Here is a 14229-nt window from a genome sequence, read left to right as displayed (position 1 = left end):
CCAACTTACACAAGGAGAGGCACAATGAAGACAATAGACAAAGCGATGCTAACAGGACTTGCTATCGCAATGGCCAGCGGTCTGCCCGCTACCGCCCAAGCGCAGCAGCGTTCTGCCGAAGATGCAGCTGAATGGCGCATGCAGAACATGGATGAGAATGAGGATGGCGTTGTCACGCTGGATGAATTTCAGACATACCGCACCGCATGGGTCGCTGAAAACGGCCATCCCGAACAATGGGCCAGTGAGCAGAACACGGCGCGCGCATTCGGCCGTATGGATGGCAACTCCGATGGCAGCGTTACCATGGAAGAAATGGTCGCCCACGTGACAGCGCAGCGCGAACGCAATAGCTAATCTGTTCATGACAAACCCCGTTTCCGCCCGCCTCACTCTGCCTTTGCTTGCAGCGGTCTCTTTGGCCGCTTGCTCGCAAAGCGCGGATGAGCCCTCCGACGCGCCCGGTTTTGAGGCAGCGAGCGACTTTGCCAGCACAGCCGAGTGCGCTGCGATTGGCGACCTACCTATTCGGATTGCGGGCGGAACCTTCATAATGGGGCAGGACGATATCTATGCGGAGGAGGGCCCGCGGCGCGAAACGCGCGTCGACGGCTTCTGGATCGATCCGCATGAAGTGACCAACCGCCAGTTCGCTGCTTTCGTTGAAGCAACCGGATATGAAACGGTCGCAGAAAAGCCGGTCGACCCAGCGCTTTTCGGCGTGCCGGAAGACCAGATCCCACCAGAACTCTTGCTGCCCGGATCGGCGGTCTTCACTCCGCCAGATCAGCCAAGCACACGCTACACCGACTGGTGGAAATATGTGCCGGGTGCAAATTGGATGAAACCCTATGGCCCTGATGGACCCGATGCGCAGGAAAACCAACCAGTCGTCCATCTCGCCTGGGATGACATGGTCGCTTATGCCAATTGGGCGGGTGGACGCCTGCCCACCGAAGCCGAATGGGAATATGCGGCGAGCGCGGGGGCGGATCCCTATTCCGCGCAGCCCGATGGAGAGACGGCGAATAGCTGGCAGGGAGCCTTTCCTGTAGTCAACGAAGAGACCGACGGATTTGCCGGCATAGCACCGGTGGGTTGCTTCGCGCCCAACGCCAACGGCCTTTACGACATGGTCGGCAATGCGTGGGAAGTGACACAGGATTTCTACCGCCCCGGCCACGATCCGGACGACAATGACAATCCGACGGGCCCGAGCGAGAATGCGGCCTACGACCCATACAATCCGGGATTGGCGAGCCGGGTGATGAAAGGCGGATCGTACCTTTGCGCGCCCAATTACTGCCAGCGCTATCGCCCCGCTTCACGGCAGGGAAGAGATCCGGGATTGGGCACCAGCAATGTCGGTTTCAGGCTGGCCTATGATGAGAGACCAGATGCTTAACAGAAGACAATTCATGGGCCGCTCGGCCGCGCTGGGCGCATTGGCTGCGTCTCCAGCGTCGGGTTTGGCCCAATCGGATAACTTTGTTTCGCTCGATGCGATTGCGCGGAGCAAGGGCCTGCGGTTCGGAACCGCCACCGATGGCAGCGAGGTCAATGATGCGGAAATTTCTGCGCTGATACGGCGCGAATGCTCCGTACTTGTCAGCGAGAACGCACATAAGTGGAAACACCTGAAGCCAAGAGAAGCCGTGTTCCGGTCCGAAGAGGCAGAGACCATTACCGAATTTGCCGATGCGAATGACATGGAAATGCGCGGTCACTGCTTCATCTGGAACCAGGATAACCGCATTCCGGAATGGATCCACGCGCAGGAAGAAGAGCTTGGTGCCAATGGCGGCGAAGCCTTGATCCGCCACCTCTGGAATTACGCCGAGGAATTGGTGACCACCTTCCCCACCATCCAGAGCTGGGACGCGGTGAACGAGGTCATCACCCCTTGGGAAGGCGACATCCGCAATTCTGCACTCACCCGCATTTTCGGCGAACAGGTTATGGATGTGGGTTTCGGCATTATGCGTGCCAAAGCGCCGGAAGCGCAGCTCGTCTACAATGACTACATGGACTGGAAAGCGCGGCCCAACCATCGCGATGGCGTGCTCGCTCTTCTGGAGCGGGCGCTGTCACGCGATGTACCCATTGATGCCCTCGGCATTCAGGCGCATCTCGGCGGCAATGTCGGCAATCCGATCGATGAAGCCGGGTGGGTGCAATTCCTGACCGAGATTCGGGATCTGGGACTGCAGGTTCTCATTACCGAACTCGACTGCTCCGACCGCTTTGTTGAATCGAGCGACCCGGCGGTGCGCGATGCGACGACCGCAGCGCAGGTGAAGGATTTCCTCGACGTGACGCTCAGCTTCACCAATGTCGAAAGAGTGGTGCTGTGGTCGATAAGCGATCGCGGCAGCTATCTGCGGCGGCCGCAATATCCTGAAGAGCGTCGTCGTCCGGACGGACTCCCGATGCGCGGCCATCCCTATGATGAGGATTTACAGCCGACCGCCATGCGCGATGCAATCGCCCTCGCATTGGGACATGCGCCGGAGAGATAGAGGCCCACTCCGCTTGCCCTACGGATGCAGGGTGATCACTTTATCGGCCAGCCGTTCGACATCGCGTTGCGAATGGCTGACCAGCAAAATCGGCACCTCAAGCCTGTCTCGAATCCTTTCGATTAGCGTTGAAAGGCGCTCAACCCGCTCAGGATCGAGGGCAGCGAGCGGTTCATCGAGTAGCAGAAAATCAGGCGCGCTCAGCAAGGCCCGCGCAATCGCGACGCGGCGGACCTCGCCGCCAGAGAGCGTAGCGGGCCACCGATCGAGCAGCGGGGCAATATCCAGCAGAGCCACGGCATCGTCGCGCGTGATCGGCGCTTGCCTGCTTCGGCTGAGCTTTTGCGCGTAGGAAAGGTTCGCGCCGACCCGGCGATGCGGGAACAGGCGCGCGTCCTGAAAGGCATATCCCGCGTGGCGTTTCTCGGGTGCCACATCGATGCTTTCTGCTGCATCGAAGAGCACACGCCCGCCGATTGCAATTCGACCACTTTGCGGACGAAGCAGGCCGGCAAGCGCATTGAGCACGCTGGTCTTGCCTGCGCCCGAGGGGCCGACAAGTGCGGTGCAGCGTGCATCGCTCTGTATATCGCAAGCAATATCGCGATCCCCCGGCCTGATGGTGATGCTCACATCAAAGGACATGGGCGCGGCCTCCCTGTGAGCGCCTGACGAGCCATTCGGATAGCAGCAGTGCGCCTAACGACAGGACGATCGAAATGACTGCGAGCCTTGTGACTGCCTCTTCCCCGCCGGGTGTCTGCAGGCCGGTATAGATGGCGAGCGGCAGGGTGCGGGTTTCGCCTGCGATATTGGCCGCGAAGGTGATCGTTGCTCCGAATTCTCCCAGCGACCTTGCGAACCCCAACATGGCCCCAGCCGCGATCCCCGGGATCGACAATGGCAGGGTGATGGTGAGAAAAGCTTTCCAGCGCGAGGCACCCAGGGTCCGCGCTGCGCCGACCAGCCGCCTGTCCACCGCCTCTATCGAAAGCCGCATCGCCCTGACCATCAGCGGCAATGCCATGACGGCGGCGGCAAGGGCAGCGCCGGTCCAACTGAACACCAGAGTGACGCCAAAAGTCTCGTAGAGCCATGCGCCGATCGCTCCGCTGCGGCCGAAGGCGATCAGCAGGATCCACCCCGTCACTACCGGTGGGAGGACAAGCGGCAGGTGGACGAGTGCATCGAGTACAATCACGCCGGGAAAGCGCCGCCGCGCCAGCACCCATGCGATTGCATAGGCAAGCGGCAGGCTCACCAGAACTGCGACAAGGCTGACCCGTAGAGACAGCAGAACAATGGCCCATTCCGCACTGCTCACGGTGCGACCTGCTGCGGCAAATGTGTGAAGCCATGCGCTCTAAAGATTGCACCCGCTTCCCGCGACTGAAGGTATTGCGACAGCTGCTCCGCTTCGGGATGACTGGAACCGCTGGCTAATGCCATCGGGTAGTCGATCGGCAGGTCCTGCGATGCTGGCCATTGCGAGACGATTTCCAAGCTGCTCTGCCTTTCGCGCAAGTCGCTGCCGTAGACGAAGGCGAAATCGACTTCGCCGCGTTCGGCAAGGGCAAGTGCGGCCCGTACATTTTCCGTCGGCACTATGCGCGGCACGACCTCGTCCCAATCGCCCGATTGGATCAGCACGCGCTGCGCATAGCGACCTGCAGGAACGCTTTCCGGATCGCCCATGGCAATTCGGGCAGCTGGATCATCAAACGTGACCTGCACTGTTCTTGCCACCGAAGCGACCAGCACAAGCGAATTTGATACAACATCTACGCGCGTTTCGTCGCGCAACAGATCCCGCGCTGCCAGCCAGTCCATCCACTGGGCATCTGCAGTGATCACAACATCCGCCGGAGCACCTTCGGCAAGCTGCCGCGCGAGCGCAGGCGTGCCAGCAATGTTGAGCACCGGGCGTGCGTTCCCTTCCGCCTCCCATGCATTTGCGATGGCCACCATCGCTTCCTGCATACTCGCCGGAGCGAAGATCACCGGGCCGGATGGTCGCGATGGCGCGCAGGATGTGAGTGCACTCAGCCACGCGCATAAAAGCGCAATTGCGAGAATGGGAAAGCGCGTCACGCCTTATGCTGTAAGCCGGGGCCGAATGGCCGTCCAGCGGCAGCGACCAATCAGTCGCCCGATGCGGCGGCGGATCGCTCGGCGCGGATCTGGAATTCGCTACGCTCGCGCACCGGAATGGTCAGTACACAGCGTACGCCTGCCTTTTCGAAATCGAGCTGGACCGGATGACGCAATTCGTGCGCCACAATCCGCTCGATCAGATCGGTGCCGAAGCCGCGCTTGCGTTCTGTTTTGACAGGCGGGCCACCACGTTCGAGCCACTCGATCTGCAATTGGTCATCGGTGACACGCTCCCAGTGCACGGTGACTGTCCCACCCGTTTGGCTCAGGGCGCCATATTTGCTGGCATTGGTCGCGAGTTCGTGAATGGCGAGGCCGAGCGAAAGCGCGTCATTGGGAGCAAGCTCAACATCCGGCCCCTGCAGATCGACCTGATGGTCTGCGCTATGCGCATAGGGGAGCAGTTCGGCATCGATCACGGCACGCACCGGCGTAGCACCCCAATCGGATTGGGTGAGCAGGTCATGCGTCGCCGAAAGCGCCCTGATCCGCCCATCGAGTGCATCGGCGAAATCCTCGACATTGTCGGCACGGCGGCGCGTCAGCGTGATGATCGAAAGCACATTGGCAAGCGTGTTCTTGACCCGGTGGTTGAGCTCACGCGTCAGCGAATTGCGGATACTCGCCTGCTCTTCAAACCAGCGCAAGGACGCCTCATCCTCTTGCGCCTGCTCTGTCAGAATGCGCATCACCAGCAACAGCAATCCGCCGACCAGCAAGCCGAAGATCAAAGTGGCCATGGACAGGCCGGAGAGCGCAGGGCTTCGCCGTTCGCTGATGACCAGGACAAAAGAATTTTCGGCTATTGTCACTTCATGCTGCACCGTGCGTACACGCGGCATTTCCGCTTCGAATGTGCTGGCCAAGAGGGACGCTGGGCCCGCGTCGGGATCATCCGAATAGAGCTCCACGCCATAAACGCCTGCGTCTTCCAACTCGAGCGCGCTCTGCAGAAAATCCTGCGCGCTGAACGGGCTGTAGATGAAACCCTTCAGCTGTCGTCCGGAAGGGCCTGATTCAAACACCGGCATGTAGATAAGAAAGCCGGGTGCTTCGCCATCGCCTTCCTGACGCAGAACGACCTTGTCACTGGCGACCGGGCGTGCGCTTTCCTGCGCTTCCTGCATGGCAGCGCGGCGTACTTGCTCTGAATACATGTCGAAGCCAAGTGCGCGGCGATTGCGCTGCGTATCGGGTTGCAGAAACGTAACGGGGACGGCGAAGGGCTGCGTACCCTCGAGCGGTGGATACAGCTGGGTGTTACCCACACCCTGTTCTTCCATCAGCGCATTGAAAGCATCGACCTCTCCGGGCCGAACGGTCTGCGCCCAACCGATGCCTTCCGCGCCGCGGTAACCCGCATCCAGCCGCAATTCGGAAACGAAGCGGCTAAATTCATCAGCCGGCACTTCATCCATGGTGGAAAGCAAGGCCGCGCCCGCGCGAAGATAGGCACTGCTAGCGTTCGCTCGCCGTTCCAAGGCTGAGGAAATTGCCGTTGCTCTGGCGTTCAACTGGGCGGCATCGCTTTCAGCCTCTCCGCGCTCTATCGCGAAAACGCTGAGGATGGTGATGGCAGCGATCAGTCCGAAAATGGCGAGCGGCAGCGCACGCGGATAGCCTAAGAGCCACCGCTTGGTTCTGCTGCGTTTTTCAACCGCTTGCTGCACCAATATCCCTCAACAGATCAGCCAACTTTACATGAGCCGAGACAAAAGGTCTCAACCGGGGAACCAGAGGCGAGGGATTCCGTTCCATTCGCACGCAATATCGCTTGATACTGAGTGGATTGGCTTATCAAGCGCCACACCGACGGGAAGTAACACGATTCTCATGACACCTCCAAAAGACGAAAAGAAGCTTGCTTCATCGTCCGAAAAACCTGATGCTTCCAAGCAAATGGGACCGGAATGGACGTCCGGCCTCAAACGCTTTTATGACAGTGTTCTTGATGAACCGCTGCCGGATAGCTTCAAGGATCTTCTCTCCAAACTGGATGAGAACGACGGCGAATGAGCGATAAGAAACAAAAGCGCGAGCTGCCCAAGCGTAGCGCCGAGGATAAACGCGCGTTCAAACGCGAGTTGACCGAGGTGGTCCCGCACCTGCGTGCCTTTGCGCGCGGCCTGTGCGGCCGTGCCGACATGGCCGATGATCTGGTGCAGGAGGCCTTGCTGAAAGCCTGGGCTGCACAGGAACGCTTCGAGCCCGGCACGTCCATGCGCGCCTGGACCTTCGTTATCCTGCGCAATGCCTATCTCACCGATATGCGTCGAAACCGTTTCCGCGGCGAATATGATGAAGGCGTGGCAGAAAGGATTCTGACGGCTCCCGCCGGTCAGGAAGAGCCAATCCATCTTTCCGATCTGCACCGTGCGCTCCTCACCCTTCCGCCGGAACGGCGCGAGGCTCTGCTGCTAGTCGGTGCTGGCGGCTTTTCCTACGAAGAGGCCGCAAATATCTGCGGCTGCGCAGTCGGCACGATCAAGAGCCGTGTGGGCCGAGCCCGCGCCGCACTGTCGAGCATGATCCAGGATGGCGACATTCCCGATCGTTCGCTGGAAGATCCATCAGCGCACCGCGCCATTCTCGAAGAGCTGGATGAAGTTGCTGCCGGTCGCGGGGAAACTGCTGCCATCACGAAATAGATCGCACAGCGCATCCGCTGTGCGTGCAAGGGATTTGGGCGAGACCAATGGATCCGGAGGGTGACAGCAGCGACAGCGAAGGCATGGGCGCCACGCGTCGCCGGACGATGGCTTTTGCCGCGCAGGAATTGCGGCTTATCTCAGCGCTCGTTGTCTTGCTCGCAATCGGCCTGTTCTTCGCGCTTCCCTTCGTCCTTTCGATCGGCTCGGTGGTCTTCTTGCCACTGGTCGCCGCGCTCATTCTCACCATCATCCTGTCGCCGTTGGCGGACAAGCTCGCGAGCTGGGGCATTCCCAACGTGCTGTCGTCCCTGCTGGCGCTGCTCGTTTTCTTCACCATTCTCGCCCTTGCGCTAACCGCCGTCTTCACCCCCGCCATTTCGCTTTATGACGAAGTGCCGGCGATGTTCGATCAGGTCGGCGAGCATTTCAGCCAGTTGCAGATCACCTTTGCGTGGATCGGCCAGTTGAATGACGAACTCGCCGCTCTAACCGGCGAGGAAGGACCGCAGGTTGTCCTCGCCAGCCCGACCATGCTTGAACAGATGGCGCTGGCGACCCCGACGGTTCTTCTCGAAACGCTGCTCACCTTCATGCTCGCTTTCTTCATGATCGAAGCGCGCGTGCGCATGCGCCGTCGCCTGTTGCTGGAACGTCAACAGGTCGGCGCGAGCCTGAAAGCGGCGCGGGCCATGCGCGAGGTACAGGACCGGGTGGCAGCCTATATCCTCACCGTAGGCCTGATCAACGTGAGCGTCGGAGTGGTCGTCGCGCTCGGTGCATGGGCGATGGGAATGGATGCGCCGATCATGTGGGGCGGGCTCGCCGCGTTGTTGAATTTCATACCCTATATCGGCCCGCTGATGATGGTCGTGCTGCTGAGCCTGTTCGGGATCGGCTCTGCGGAATCGCTATGGGTAGGGATGATCCCCGCAGCGGCCTATCTGGCGCTGCACACTGTCGAAGCCAATGTGATCACGCCCAGTGTTCTTGGCGCGCGTTTCACCATGAACCCGATCGCCATCCTTTTGGCCCTTTCCTATTTCGGCTGGATCTGGGGCGTGGCAGGCGCGCTGCTCTCCGTGCCGATCCTGCTTACACTGACGGCGCTGGTCGACCATCTCGGCAGACCCAATTTCATCGGCTTCATCTTTGGTGAGCCGCTTTTTGCGACCAATATCCTCGACATGCATCAGGACGACTGAAAAAAAGGCGCGCTCCTTTCGGAACGCGCCTTTTTCACTTTTGGCGTATGCTCGCGCGTAATTACGCGGGATAGGACCAGGTGCTGCCACGAGACAGATTGTCGGCTGCGAATTCCCAGTTCAGGTGATTGTCCACCACCGCATCGAGATAGCTCGGGCGGGCGTTCTGGTGATCGAGGTAATAGGCGTGCTCCCACAGGTCGATCACGAGCAGCGGATTGTAATCGCTGTCGACAAGCGTATCGGCATCGTGCGTATCGACGACTTCGAGCTTGCCGCCCTTTTCCGCGAGCCAGACCCAGCCGCTGGCAAAGTGGCCTGCGCCCTTGCTCTTCAGCTTGTCCTTCAGCTCATCGAGCGAGCCGAAGCTTTCATCGATCTTGTCGGCAAGATCGCCGGAAGGGCCGGACGTGCTCGGCGTCAGCGAATGCCAGTAGAAACCGTGGTTCCAGACCTGGGCCGAATTGTTGAACAGGCCCTGGTCCGAATTGCGCGAGGCAGAAATGATCTCGGCAAGCGACTTGTCGGCGTGATCCGTGCCTTCGATCGCATCATTGGTCTTGTTCACATAGGCATTGTGGTGCTTGCCGTGGTGATAGCTGAAGGTTTCAGCGGTGATCGCGGGCGAAATCGCTTCGCTGTCGTAGGGAAGCGGCATGAGTGTGAAAGCCATGTTTGGTCGATCCTTCTTGGTGAGTGGAATTGTCTGTTGCTCTAGCAACGCATGAGAGCCGCTCAAGTTGCATATCGGGCGAGAATTCTCGCGACGCGGCTTCTGCGCCGCTTCGCACGTGACAAGTGGCGGGCAAACCGGCATTGCTTGTGGCAACGACAGACACACGAATTCCAAGGATAAACATGGGACGCACCTATTTCGGCACGGATGGCATTCGCGGCCGCGCCAATGGCAAGAAACTCAATGCCAGTATCGCGATGAAAGTCGGCCAGGCTGCAGGCCGTCACTTCCAGCGCGGCGATCACAAGCACCGGGTGGTGATCGGCAAGGACACACGCCTGTCCGGCTATATGATGGAAAATGCGCTGGTCGCAGGCTTCACCAGCGTGGGCATGGATGTGATCATGACCGGCCCGCTGCCCACCCCTGCCGTCGCCATGCTGACGCGCGAGATGCGCGCCGATCTCGGCGTCATGATCAGCGCCAGCCACAACGCCTATCCCGATAATGGCATCAAGCTGTTCGGCCCCAACGGCTTCAAGCTTTCCGACGAGGACGAGGAAGCGATCGAAGCTGCGATGTCGGCAGAGCCGGTACTCGCAGAAGGCGATGCCATCGGCCGTGCGCGCCGTATCGAGGATGCCCGCGGACGCTACATCCACGCGGTCAAGCGCGCATTGCCTGCTGATCTGCGTCTCGACGGTCTCAAGATCGTCGTCGATTGCGCGCATGGCGCCGCTTACAATGTGACCCCTACCGCCATTTGGGAACTGGGCGCGGAAGTGGTGGCCATGGGCGTCACTCCCAACGGCACCAATATCAACGATGGTGTGGGCTCCACCCATCTCGATGCGATCAAGGCCAAAGTGGTCGAGGAAGGCGCGGATATCGGCATCGCGCTCGATGGCGATGCGGACCGGCTGATCGTGATTGACGAGAAGGGCGAGAAGGTCGACGGCGACCAGATCATGGCCCTGATCGGCAGCCGCTGGAAGCTCAAGGGCCTCCTAAAGGGTGACGGGATCGTCGCCACGGTCATGTCCAATCTCGGCCTGGAGCGCTTCCTCAACAGCCAAGGTCTGGAACTGGTGCGCGCCAAGGTTGGCGATCGCTATGTGCTCGAAGAGATGAAGAAGCGCGGCTTTAATGTCGGCGGCGAGCAATCGGGGCACATGATCCTGCTCGATCACGCGACGACCGGCGATGGCACTATTGCGGCAATGCAGGTGCTCGCTGCGATGGTGCGCACCGGCAAGCCTGCGAGCGAGCTGCTGCACCAGTTCGATCCCGTCCCGCAATTGCTGACCAATGTAGAATATGAGAATGCCAACCCGCTGGAAGATGCGAAGGTCAAGCAGGCGATCGCCGATGGCGAGGCGGACCTGGGCGATAGCGGCCGCGTGGTCATCCGCGCATCGGGCACCGAACCGCTAATCCGCGTGATGGCGGAAGGCGATGACGAAGCACAGGTCCACCGCGTGGTCGGCAGCATTTGCGATGCGGTGAAGAAGGCGGTCTGAGCAATGCTCGAAATGCGCCCCGAGTGCCAACGCTGCGGCGCCGATGCGCCCGCCGACCTGCCGGGCGCTTTCATTTGCAGCTTCGAATGCACCTTCTGCGCCCCGTGCGCCGGCGCGCTGGAAGACACTTGTCCCAATTGCGGCGGAGACCTGGTCGACAGACCGACCCGGCGCGGCAAGGCGCTTGCCAATTATCCAGCCAGCACAGAGCGCAAGTTCAAGGGCTGACCTGACATGACCGTCCGCCCTCCCCGTATTCTCGCCATTGCTGGCTCCGACAGCTCGGGCGGCGCCGGCATTCAGGCGGACATCAAGACCATTACCATGCTCGGCGGCTACGCGATGACCGCGATCACTGCGCTTACCGCTCAGAACAGCCGCGGAGTCCGGGCGGTAGAGGCCTGCGATCCCGATTTCGTCGCAGCGCAAATGGATGCATGCATGGAGGACATCGGGGTCGATGCAGTGAAGATGGGCATGCTCGGCAGCGCGGATATTGCCGAAGTCGTGGCAGACCGGCTGGAAGACCTGCCCTGCCCCATTGTCTTCGATCCGGTGATGGTCGCCACCAGCGGCAGCGTGTTGGCAGACGATGCGACCGTAGAAGTCTTCGAATGGCTTATGGATCTGGCGACGCTGACCACGCCCAATGTGCCCGAACTCGAAGCGCTGGGCGGCGCTGCGGGCATGTCTAAACGCGGCGTTATCTATCTCGCCAAGGGCGGCGATGCCGATGGACCGATGGTTGAAGACCGCCTCGTGCGCCCCGGCGTAGAAGATGTGGTGTGGAGCGAGGCACGCATCGTTACCAAGCACACCCACGGCACCGGCTGCACGCTGTCGAGCGCGATTGCCACGCACCTCGCCAAAGGCCTGCTGCTAGAGGAAGCAGTCGCGCAAGGCCGCCGCTTCGTGCGCGAGGCACTGATGAACGCGCCGGGTTTCGGCCAAGGGAACGGCCCGCTCGGGCATCATGCTGTGCACTTATGATGGAGCCCGTCATCCGCGTGAATGGCGAGCAAGCCGATTGCTGCACCGGCAGGGCTGTCCTCGATTGGTCTAAAGTACTGTGGAACGGCACGATGCTTGCAGGCACGCTCGCTGCCCTTTTCCACGTGACACTCGGCGCGGTCGTGCTGTTCGTCGCGCTTACCTATGCCACACTCCTCATCGGCCATAGCGTGGGCATGCACCGCATGATGATCCATCGCTCTTTTAAGGCAAAAACTTGGCTGCGCCGATTGCTAATTTATGTCGGCACGATTGTCGGCGTAGCGGGGCCGTTCGGTATCATCCGCATTCACGATACGCGTGACTGGGCCCAGCGCCAGCCTGTGTGCCACGATTTCTTCAATCACGACCGTCCGTTGCTGCAAGATCTCGTATGGAACCTGTTCTATCGTTTCGACTTCGCGCGCGCACCTATCGTCACAATCGAGCCCGAACTCGCCGACGACCCGTTAATTAACTGGCTCGATGCGACGTGGCGCTTCCAGCAGATCCCGGTCGCCTTACTGCTTTTCTGGGTCGGAGGCTGGCCATTTGTCTTATGGGGCATATTCGCGCGCGTATTTGTCAGCACGGCGGGACATTGGACGATCACGTGGTTCTGTCACAATCCCGGCCCGGGCAGGTGGCATGTCACAGGCGCAGGCGTGCAGGCATCGAACCTGCCCGGCCTCGGCTGGCTGACCTATGGCGAATGTTGGCACAACAACCACCACGCTTTTCCCGAATCCGCGAAAATCGGGCTGGAGAAAGGGCAAACCGACCCGGCATGGTGGCTAATCGAGAGATTGCAGAAAGCGGGCTGGGTGTTTGCCGTGCGCTTGCCGAGGGAGGAGAACGAGCGAGGCGACCTGTTCGAACGCTCGCACCATGTTGAAGGCAAAGTTTTCGACTGACCTTGGCTGTTCGCCCATGTCGAGATGTGCGCAGACTATGCGCGTTGCGCCGTCGTCTACGCGACTTTCTCAGGGTCCTCGAGCAACGAAAGCAGGCGCTTCACCACAAGATCGGACGGCTGGGGCTTCGCAACCACCGGCACATCGAAGCGGCGCAAACGCTCACCGGCACGGTCGAGATCGCCGGTGTGAAGGATGAAGGGGATGCCGCAGTCATTCAGCATGGCTGCGGTTCTCTCACACGTTTTCCCACCGCCAAGCGACACATCGAGGACCGCCCCTGACAGGTCATTTTTCTCGATCAAAGCCGCAGCCTCGTCATTGTCGACTGCGGAAACCGAACTGAACCCAGCATCCTCGAACGCATGGACCAGATCCATCGCAATGAATGGCTCATCTTCGAGCACAAGAAATTTTTTCATTTGTAAGATTATCCACCCTGAAGAGGAATTGTGATCCGGGCGTGCAGCCCGTCGCGGTTCCAGTTGCGCTCGAGTATCCCGCGCGAATGCTGCAACAGTGTCTCGGAGATCTTGAATCCTGTACCGCCGGTGCCTGGCTCTCCATCGATCGGAGGGCCTCCGCTTTCGCGCCAGTCGATTTGCAGTGCCGAGCGGCCAAGCCGGTCGCGGTCATGCTGCCATGAAATTGTCACTTGCCCCGTATCATTCGACAATGCGCCATATTTGGTCGCATTGGTCGCAAGTTCGTGCAGTGTCAGGCCGATGGCCGAAATCGCATTCGGCTCCGTTCGCACGCCATTGCCATCGAAATGGATGCGGTCGCCTTCGGGATCATAGGGCGAAAGCACCGAGCGGATGGCCTGCCCGACATGGATCGTGCCGAGCACGGCCTCATCCAGCGTCGGTTCGTACGAGCGGCCCAAGGCCTGCACCCGCTCATTGATCTTCGCGGCCACATCCTTCGCGTCCATCGAACGACCGGTAATGTTCACAATGCCGCCGATAACCGCGAAGACGTTTTTGAGGCGGTGCGAAACTTCGCGCGCCATGGCCTTTGCATGCCGTTCTTCCGCACGCGAGAGGTGAATATCAGTCACATCCCACTGGCTGCCGAAGAAATACTTTAGGTTACCCTCTTCATCATAGATCGGGCCGAGGTGGAGCGTGTTCCAGAACCGCGTCCCGTCCTTGCGATAATTGAGGATTTCGACAACGACGACCTCTTCGCTGCGGATCGCATCGCGGATCTTTGCAACCTGCGCCTGGTCGGTATCCGGTCCTTGCAGGAAGCGGCAGTTTCGCCCGACGATCTCGTCACGGCGGTACCCGGTCAATTGCTGGAAGGCCTCATTGCAAAAGACGATCGGATCATCGGGCAGGCTGGGATCTGTCAGGCAGACGGCCATGCGCGTCTGTGCCATGGCCTGCTCGAAAAGCAGGCCGCTCGCACCCTTGAAGCCATCGAAATTCGCATCTCCGCGCACGATGGCGCGGTGAGCCTGACCGGAAGATTTGAGCCGGCCGGAAGGTGGATCGTCATCGGCCATGAACTGGCACACTCCCTGAACGAGTGGGCGTTCATCCGAAATGGAACGGATCGGTCGCCCGGAAAGGCTTTTAACGCTGCAAGGGAACCACTC

Annotated in this window: 17 protein-coding genes; 10 read left to right on the top strand and 7 right to left on the bottom strand. The window is 60.3% G+C overall.

What is annotated here, in order from left to right:
• Positions 1 to 24 precede the first annotated feature (24 nt).
• From O2N64_RS06945 to O2N64_RS06935, 3 genes are read left to right on the top strand one after another with little or no spacing between them, the layout of a single operon-like run.
• Complete coding sequence (locus O2N64_RS06945) at positions 25 to 357, top strand: hypothetical protein (protein ID WP_271079549.1); 333 nt, start codon at positions 25 to 27, stop codon at positions 355 to 357.
• 7 nt (positions 358 to 364) lie between these two features.
• Entirely contained in the window at positions 365 to 1405 is a 1041-nt protein-coding gene (locus tag O2N64_RS06940; RefSeq protein ID WP_271079548.1) for a formylglycine-generating enzyme family protein, read from the top strand.
• Entirely contained in the window at positions 1398 to 2519 is a 1122-nt protein-coding gene (locus O2N64_RS06935; protein WP_271079547.1) for an endo-1,4-beta-xylanase, read from the top strand. The genes O2N64_RS06940 and O2N64_RS06935 overlap by 8 nt, the downstream gene beginning before the upstream one ends.
• An 18-nt stretch (positions 2520 to 2537) precedes the next feature.
• Here O2N64_RS06935 and O2N64_RS06930 read toward each other — a convergent pair whose 3' ends face one another.
• Genes O2N64_RS06930 through O2N64_RS06915 form a run of 4 tightly spaced genes read right to left on the bottom strand, consistent with a single transcriptional unit; the run spans position 2538 to position 6343 of the window.
• Positions 2538 to 3164, bottom strand: coding sequence for an ATP-binding cassette domain-containing protein (locus O2N64_RS06930; RefSeq protein ID WP_271079546.1), 627 nt, complete (start codon positions 3162 to 3164; stop codon positions 2538 to 2540).
• On the bottom strand, positions 3154 to 3843 hold the full coding sequence (gene modB / locus O2N64_RS06925; protein WP_271079545.1) for a molybdate ABC transporter permease subunit: 690 nt from the start codon (positions 3841 to 3843) through the stop codon (positions 3154 to 3156). The genes O2N64_RS06930 and modB overlap by 11 nt, the downstream gene beginning before the upstream one ends.
• Entirely contained in the window at positions 3840 to 4610 is a 771-nt protein-coding gene (modA, locus tag O2N64_RS06920) for a molybdate ABC transporter substrate-binding protein (protein WP_271079544.1), read from the bottom strand. Before modA ends, modB begins: the two co-directional genes overlap by 4 nt.
• 50 nt (positions 4611 to 4660) lie before the next feature.
• Positions 4661 to 6343, bottom strand: coding sequence for a CHASE domain-containing protein (locus tag O2N64_RS06915; RefSeq protein WP_271079543.1), 1683 nt, complete (start codon positions 6341 to 6343; stop codon positions 4661 to 4663).
• A gap of 163 nt (positions 6344 to 6506) precedes the next feature.
• Between O2N64_RS06915 and O2N64_RS06910 the strand changes: the two genes are divergently transcribed.
• From O2N64_RS06910 to O2N64_RS06900, 3 genes are read left to right on the top strand one after another with little or no spacing between them, the layout of a single operon-like run.
• Positions 6507 to 6689: a NepR family anti-sigma factor gene (locus O2N64_RS06910; protein ID WP_271079542.1), complete on the top strand. Its 183-nt coding sequence runs from the start codon at positions 6507 to 6509 to the stop codon at positions 6687 to 6689.
• A complete protein-coding gene (locus O2N64_RS06905; RefSeq protein ID WP_271079541.1) occupies positions 6686 to 7321 on the top strand; it encodes a sigma-70 family RNA polymerase sigma factor in 636 nt (211 codons plus the stop codon). The genes O2N64_RS06910 and O2N64_RS06905 overlap by 4 nt, the downstream gene beginning before the upstream one ends.
• 47 nt (positions 7322 to 7368) lie before the next feature.
• A complete protein-coding gene (locus O2N64_RS06900; protein WP_271079540.1) occupies positions 7369 to 8526 on the top strand; it encodes an AI-2E family transporter in 1158 nt (385 codons plus the stop codon).
• A gap of 61 nt (positions 8527 to 8587) precedes the next feature.
• Here O2N64_RS06900 and O2N64_RS06895 read toward each other — a convergent pair whose 3' ends face one another.
• Positions 8588 to 9199, bottom strand: a complete 612-nt coding sequence (locus O2N64_RS06895; protein WP_271079539.1) for a superoxide dismutase — start codon at positions 9197 to 9199, stop codon at positions 8588 to 8590.
• 185 nt (positions 9200 to 9384) lie between these two features.
• Here O2N64_RS06895 and glmM point away from each other — a divergent pair, with 185 nt between their 5' ends.
• The 4 genes from glmM to O2N64_RS06875 are packed head-to-tail and all read left to right on the top strand — an operon-like array spanning position 9385 to position 12626.
• Positions 9385 to 10722 (top strand): phosphoglucosamine mutase, encoded by a 1338-nt coding sequence (gene glmM, locus O2N64_RS06890; RefSeq protein ID WP_271079538.1) that lies wholly within the window; start codon positions 9385 to 9387, stop codon positions 10720 to 10722.
• A 3-nt stretch (positions 10723 to 10725) separates the two neighbouring features.
• Positions 10726 to 10950, top strand: a complete 225-nt coding sequence (locus tag O2N64_RS06885; protein ID WP_271079537.1) for a DUF1272 domain-containing protein — start codon at positions 10726 to 10728, stop codon at positions 10948 to 10950.
• A gap of 6 nt (positions 10951 to 10956) precedes the next feature.
• Positions 10957 to 11712, top strand: a complete 756-nt coding sequence (gene thiD, locus O2N64_RS06880) for a bifunctional hydroxymethylpyrimidine kinase/phosphomethylpyrimidine kinase (RefSeq protein WP_271079536.1) — start codon at positions 10957 to 10959, stop codon at positions 11710 to 11712.
• Positions 11709 to 12626, top strand: coding sequence for an acyl-CoA desaturase (locus O2N64_RS06875; protein ID WP_271079535.1), 918 nt, complete (start codon positions 11709 to 11711; stop codon positions 12624 to 12626). The genes thiD and O2N64_RS06875 overlap by 4 nt, the downstream gene beginning before the upstream one ends.
• A gap of 56 nt (positions 12627 to 12682) precedes the next feature.
• Here O2N64_RS06875 and O2N64_RS06870 read toward each other — a convergent pair whose 3' ends face one another.
• Both O2N64_RS06870 and O2N64_RS06865 read right to left on the bottom strand, forming a co-directional pair.
• Entirely contained in the window at positions 12683 to 13048 is a 366-nt protein-coding gene (locus O2N64_RS06870) for a response regulator (protein ID WP_271079534.1), read from the bottom strand.
• Positions 13049 to 13056: 8 nt separating this feature from the next.
• Positions 13057 to 14136 carry a PAS domain-containing protein gene (locus O2N64_RS06865; protein ID WP_271079533.1) on the bottom strand — a complete coding sequence of 360 codons (1080 nt, stop codon included), beginning with the start codon at positions 14134 to 14136 and terminating at the stop codon, positions 13057 to 13059.
• Between the last annotated feature and the right edge of the window lie 93 nt (positions 14137 to 14229).

It is taken from the genome of Aurantiacibacter sp. MUD61 (assembly GCF_027912455.1).
Lineage (GTDB): Bacteria > Pseudomonadota > Alphaproteobacteria > Sphingomonadales > Sphingomonadaceae > Alteraurantiacibacter.
Note: the sequence above shows the minus strand (reverse complement) of the source record. Positions and strands in the feature narration are given on the sequence as shown.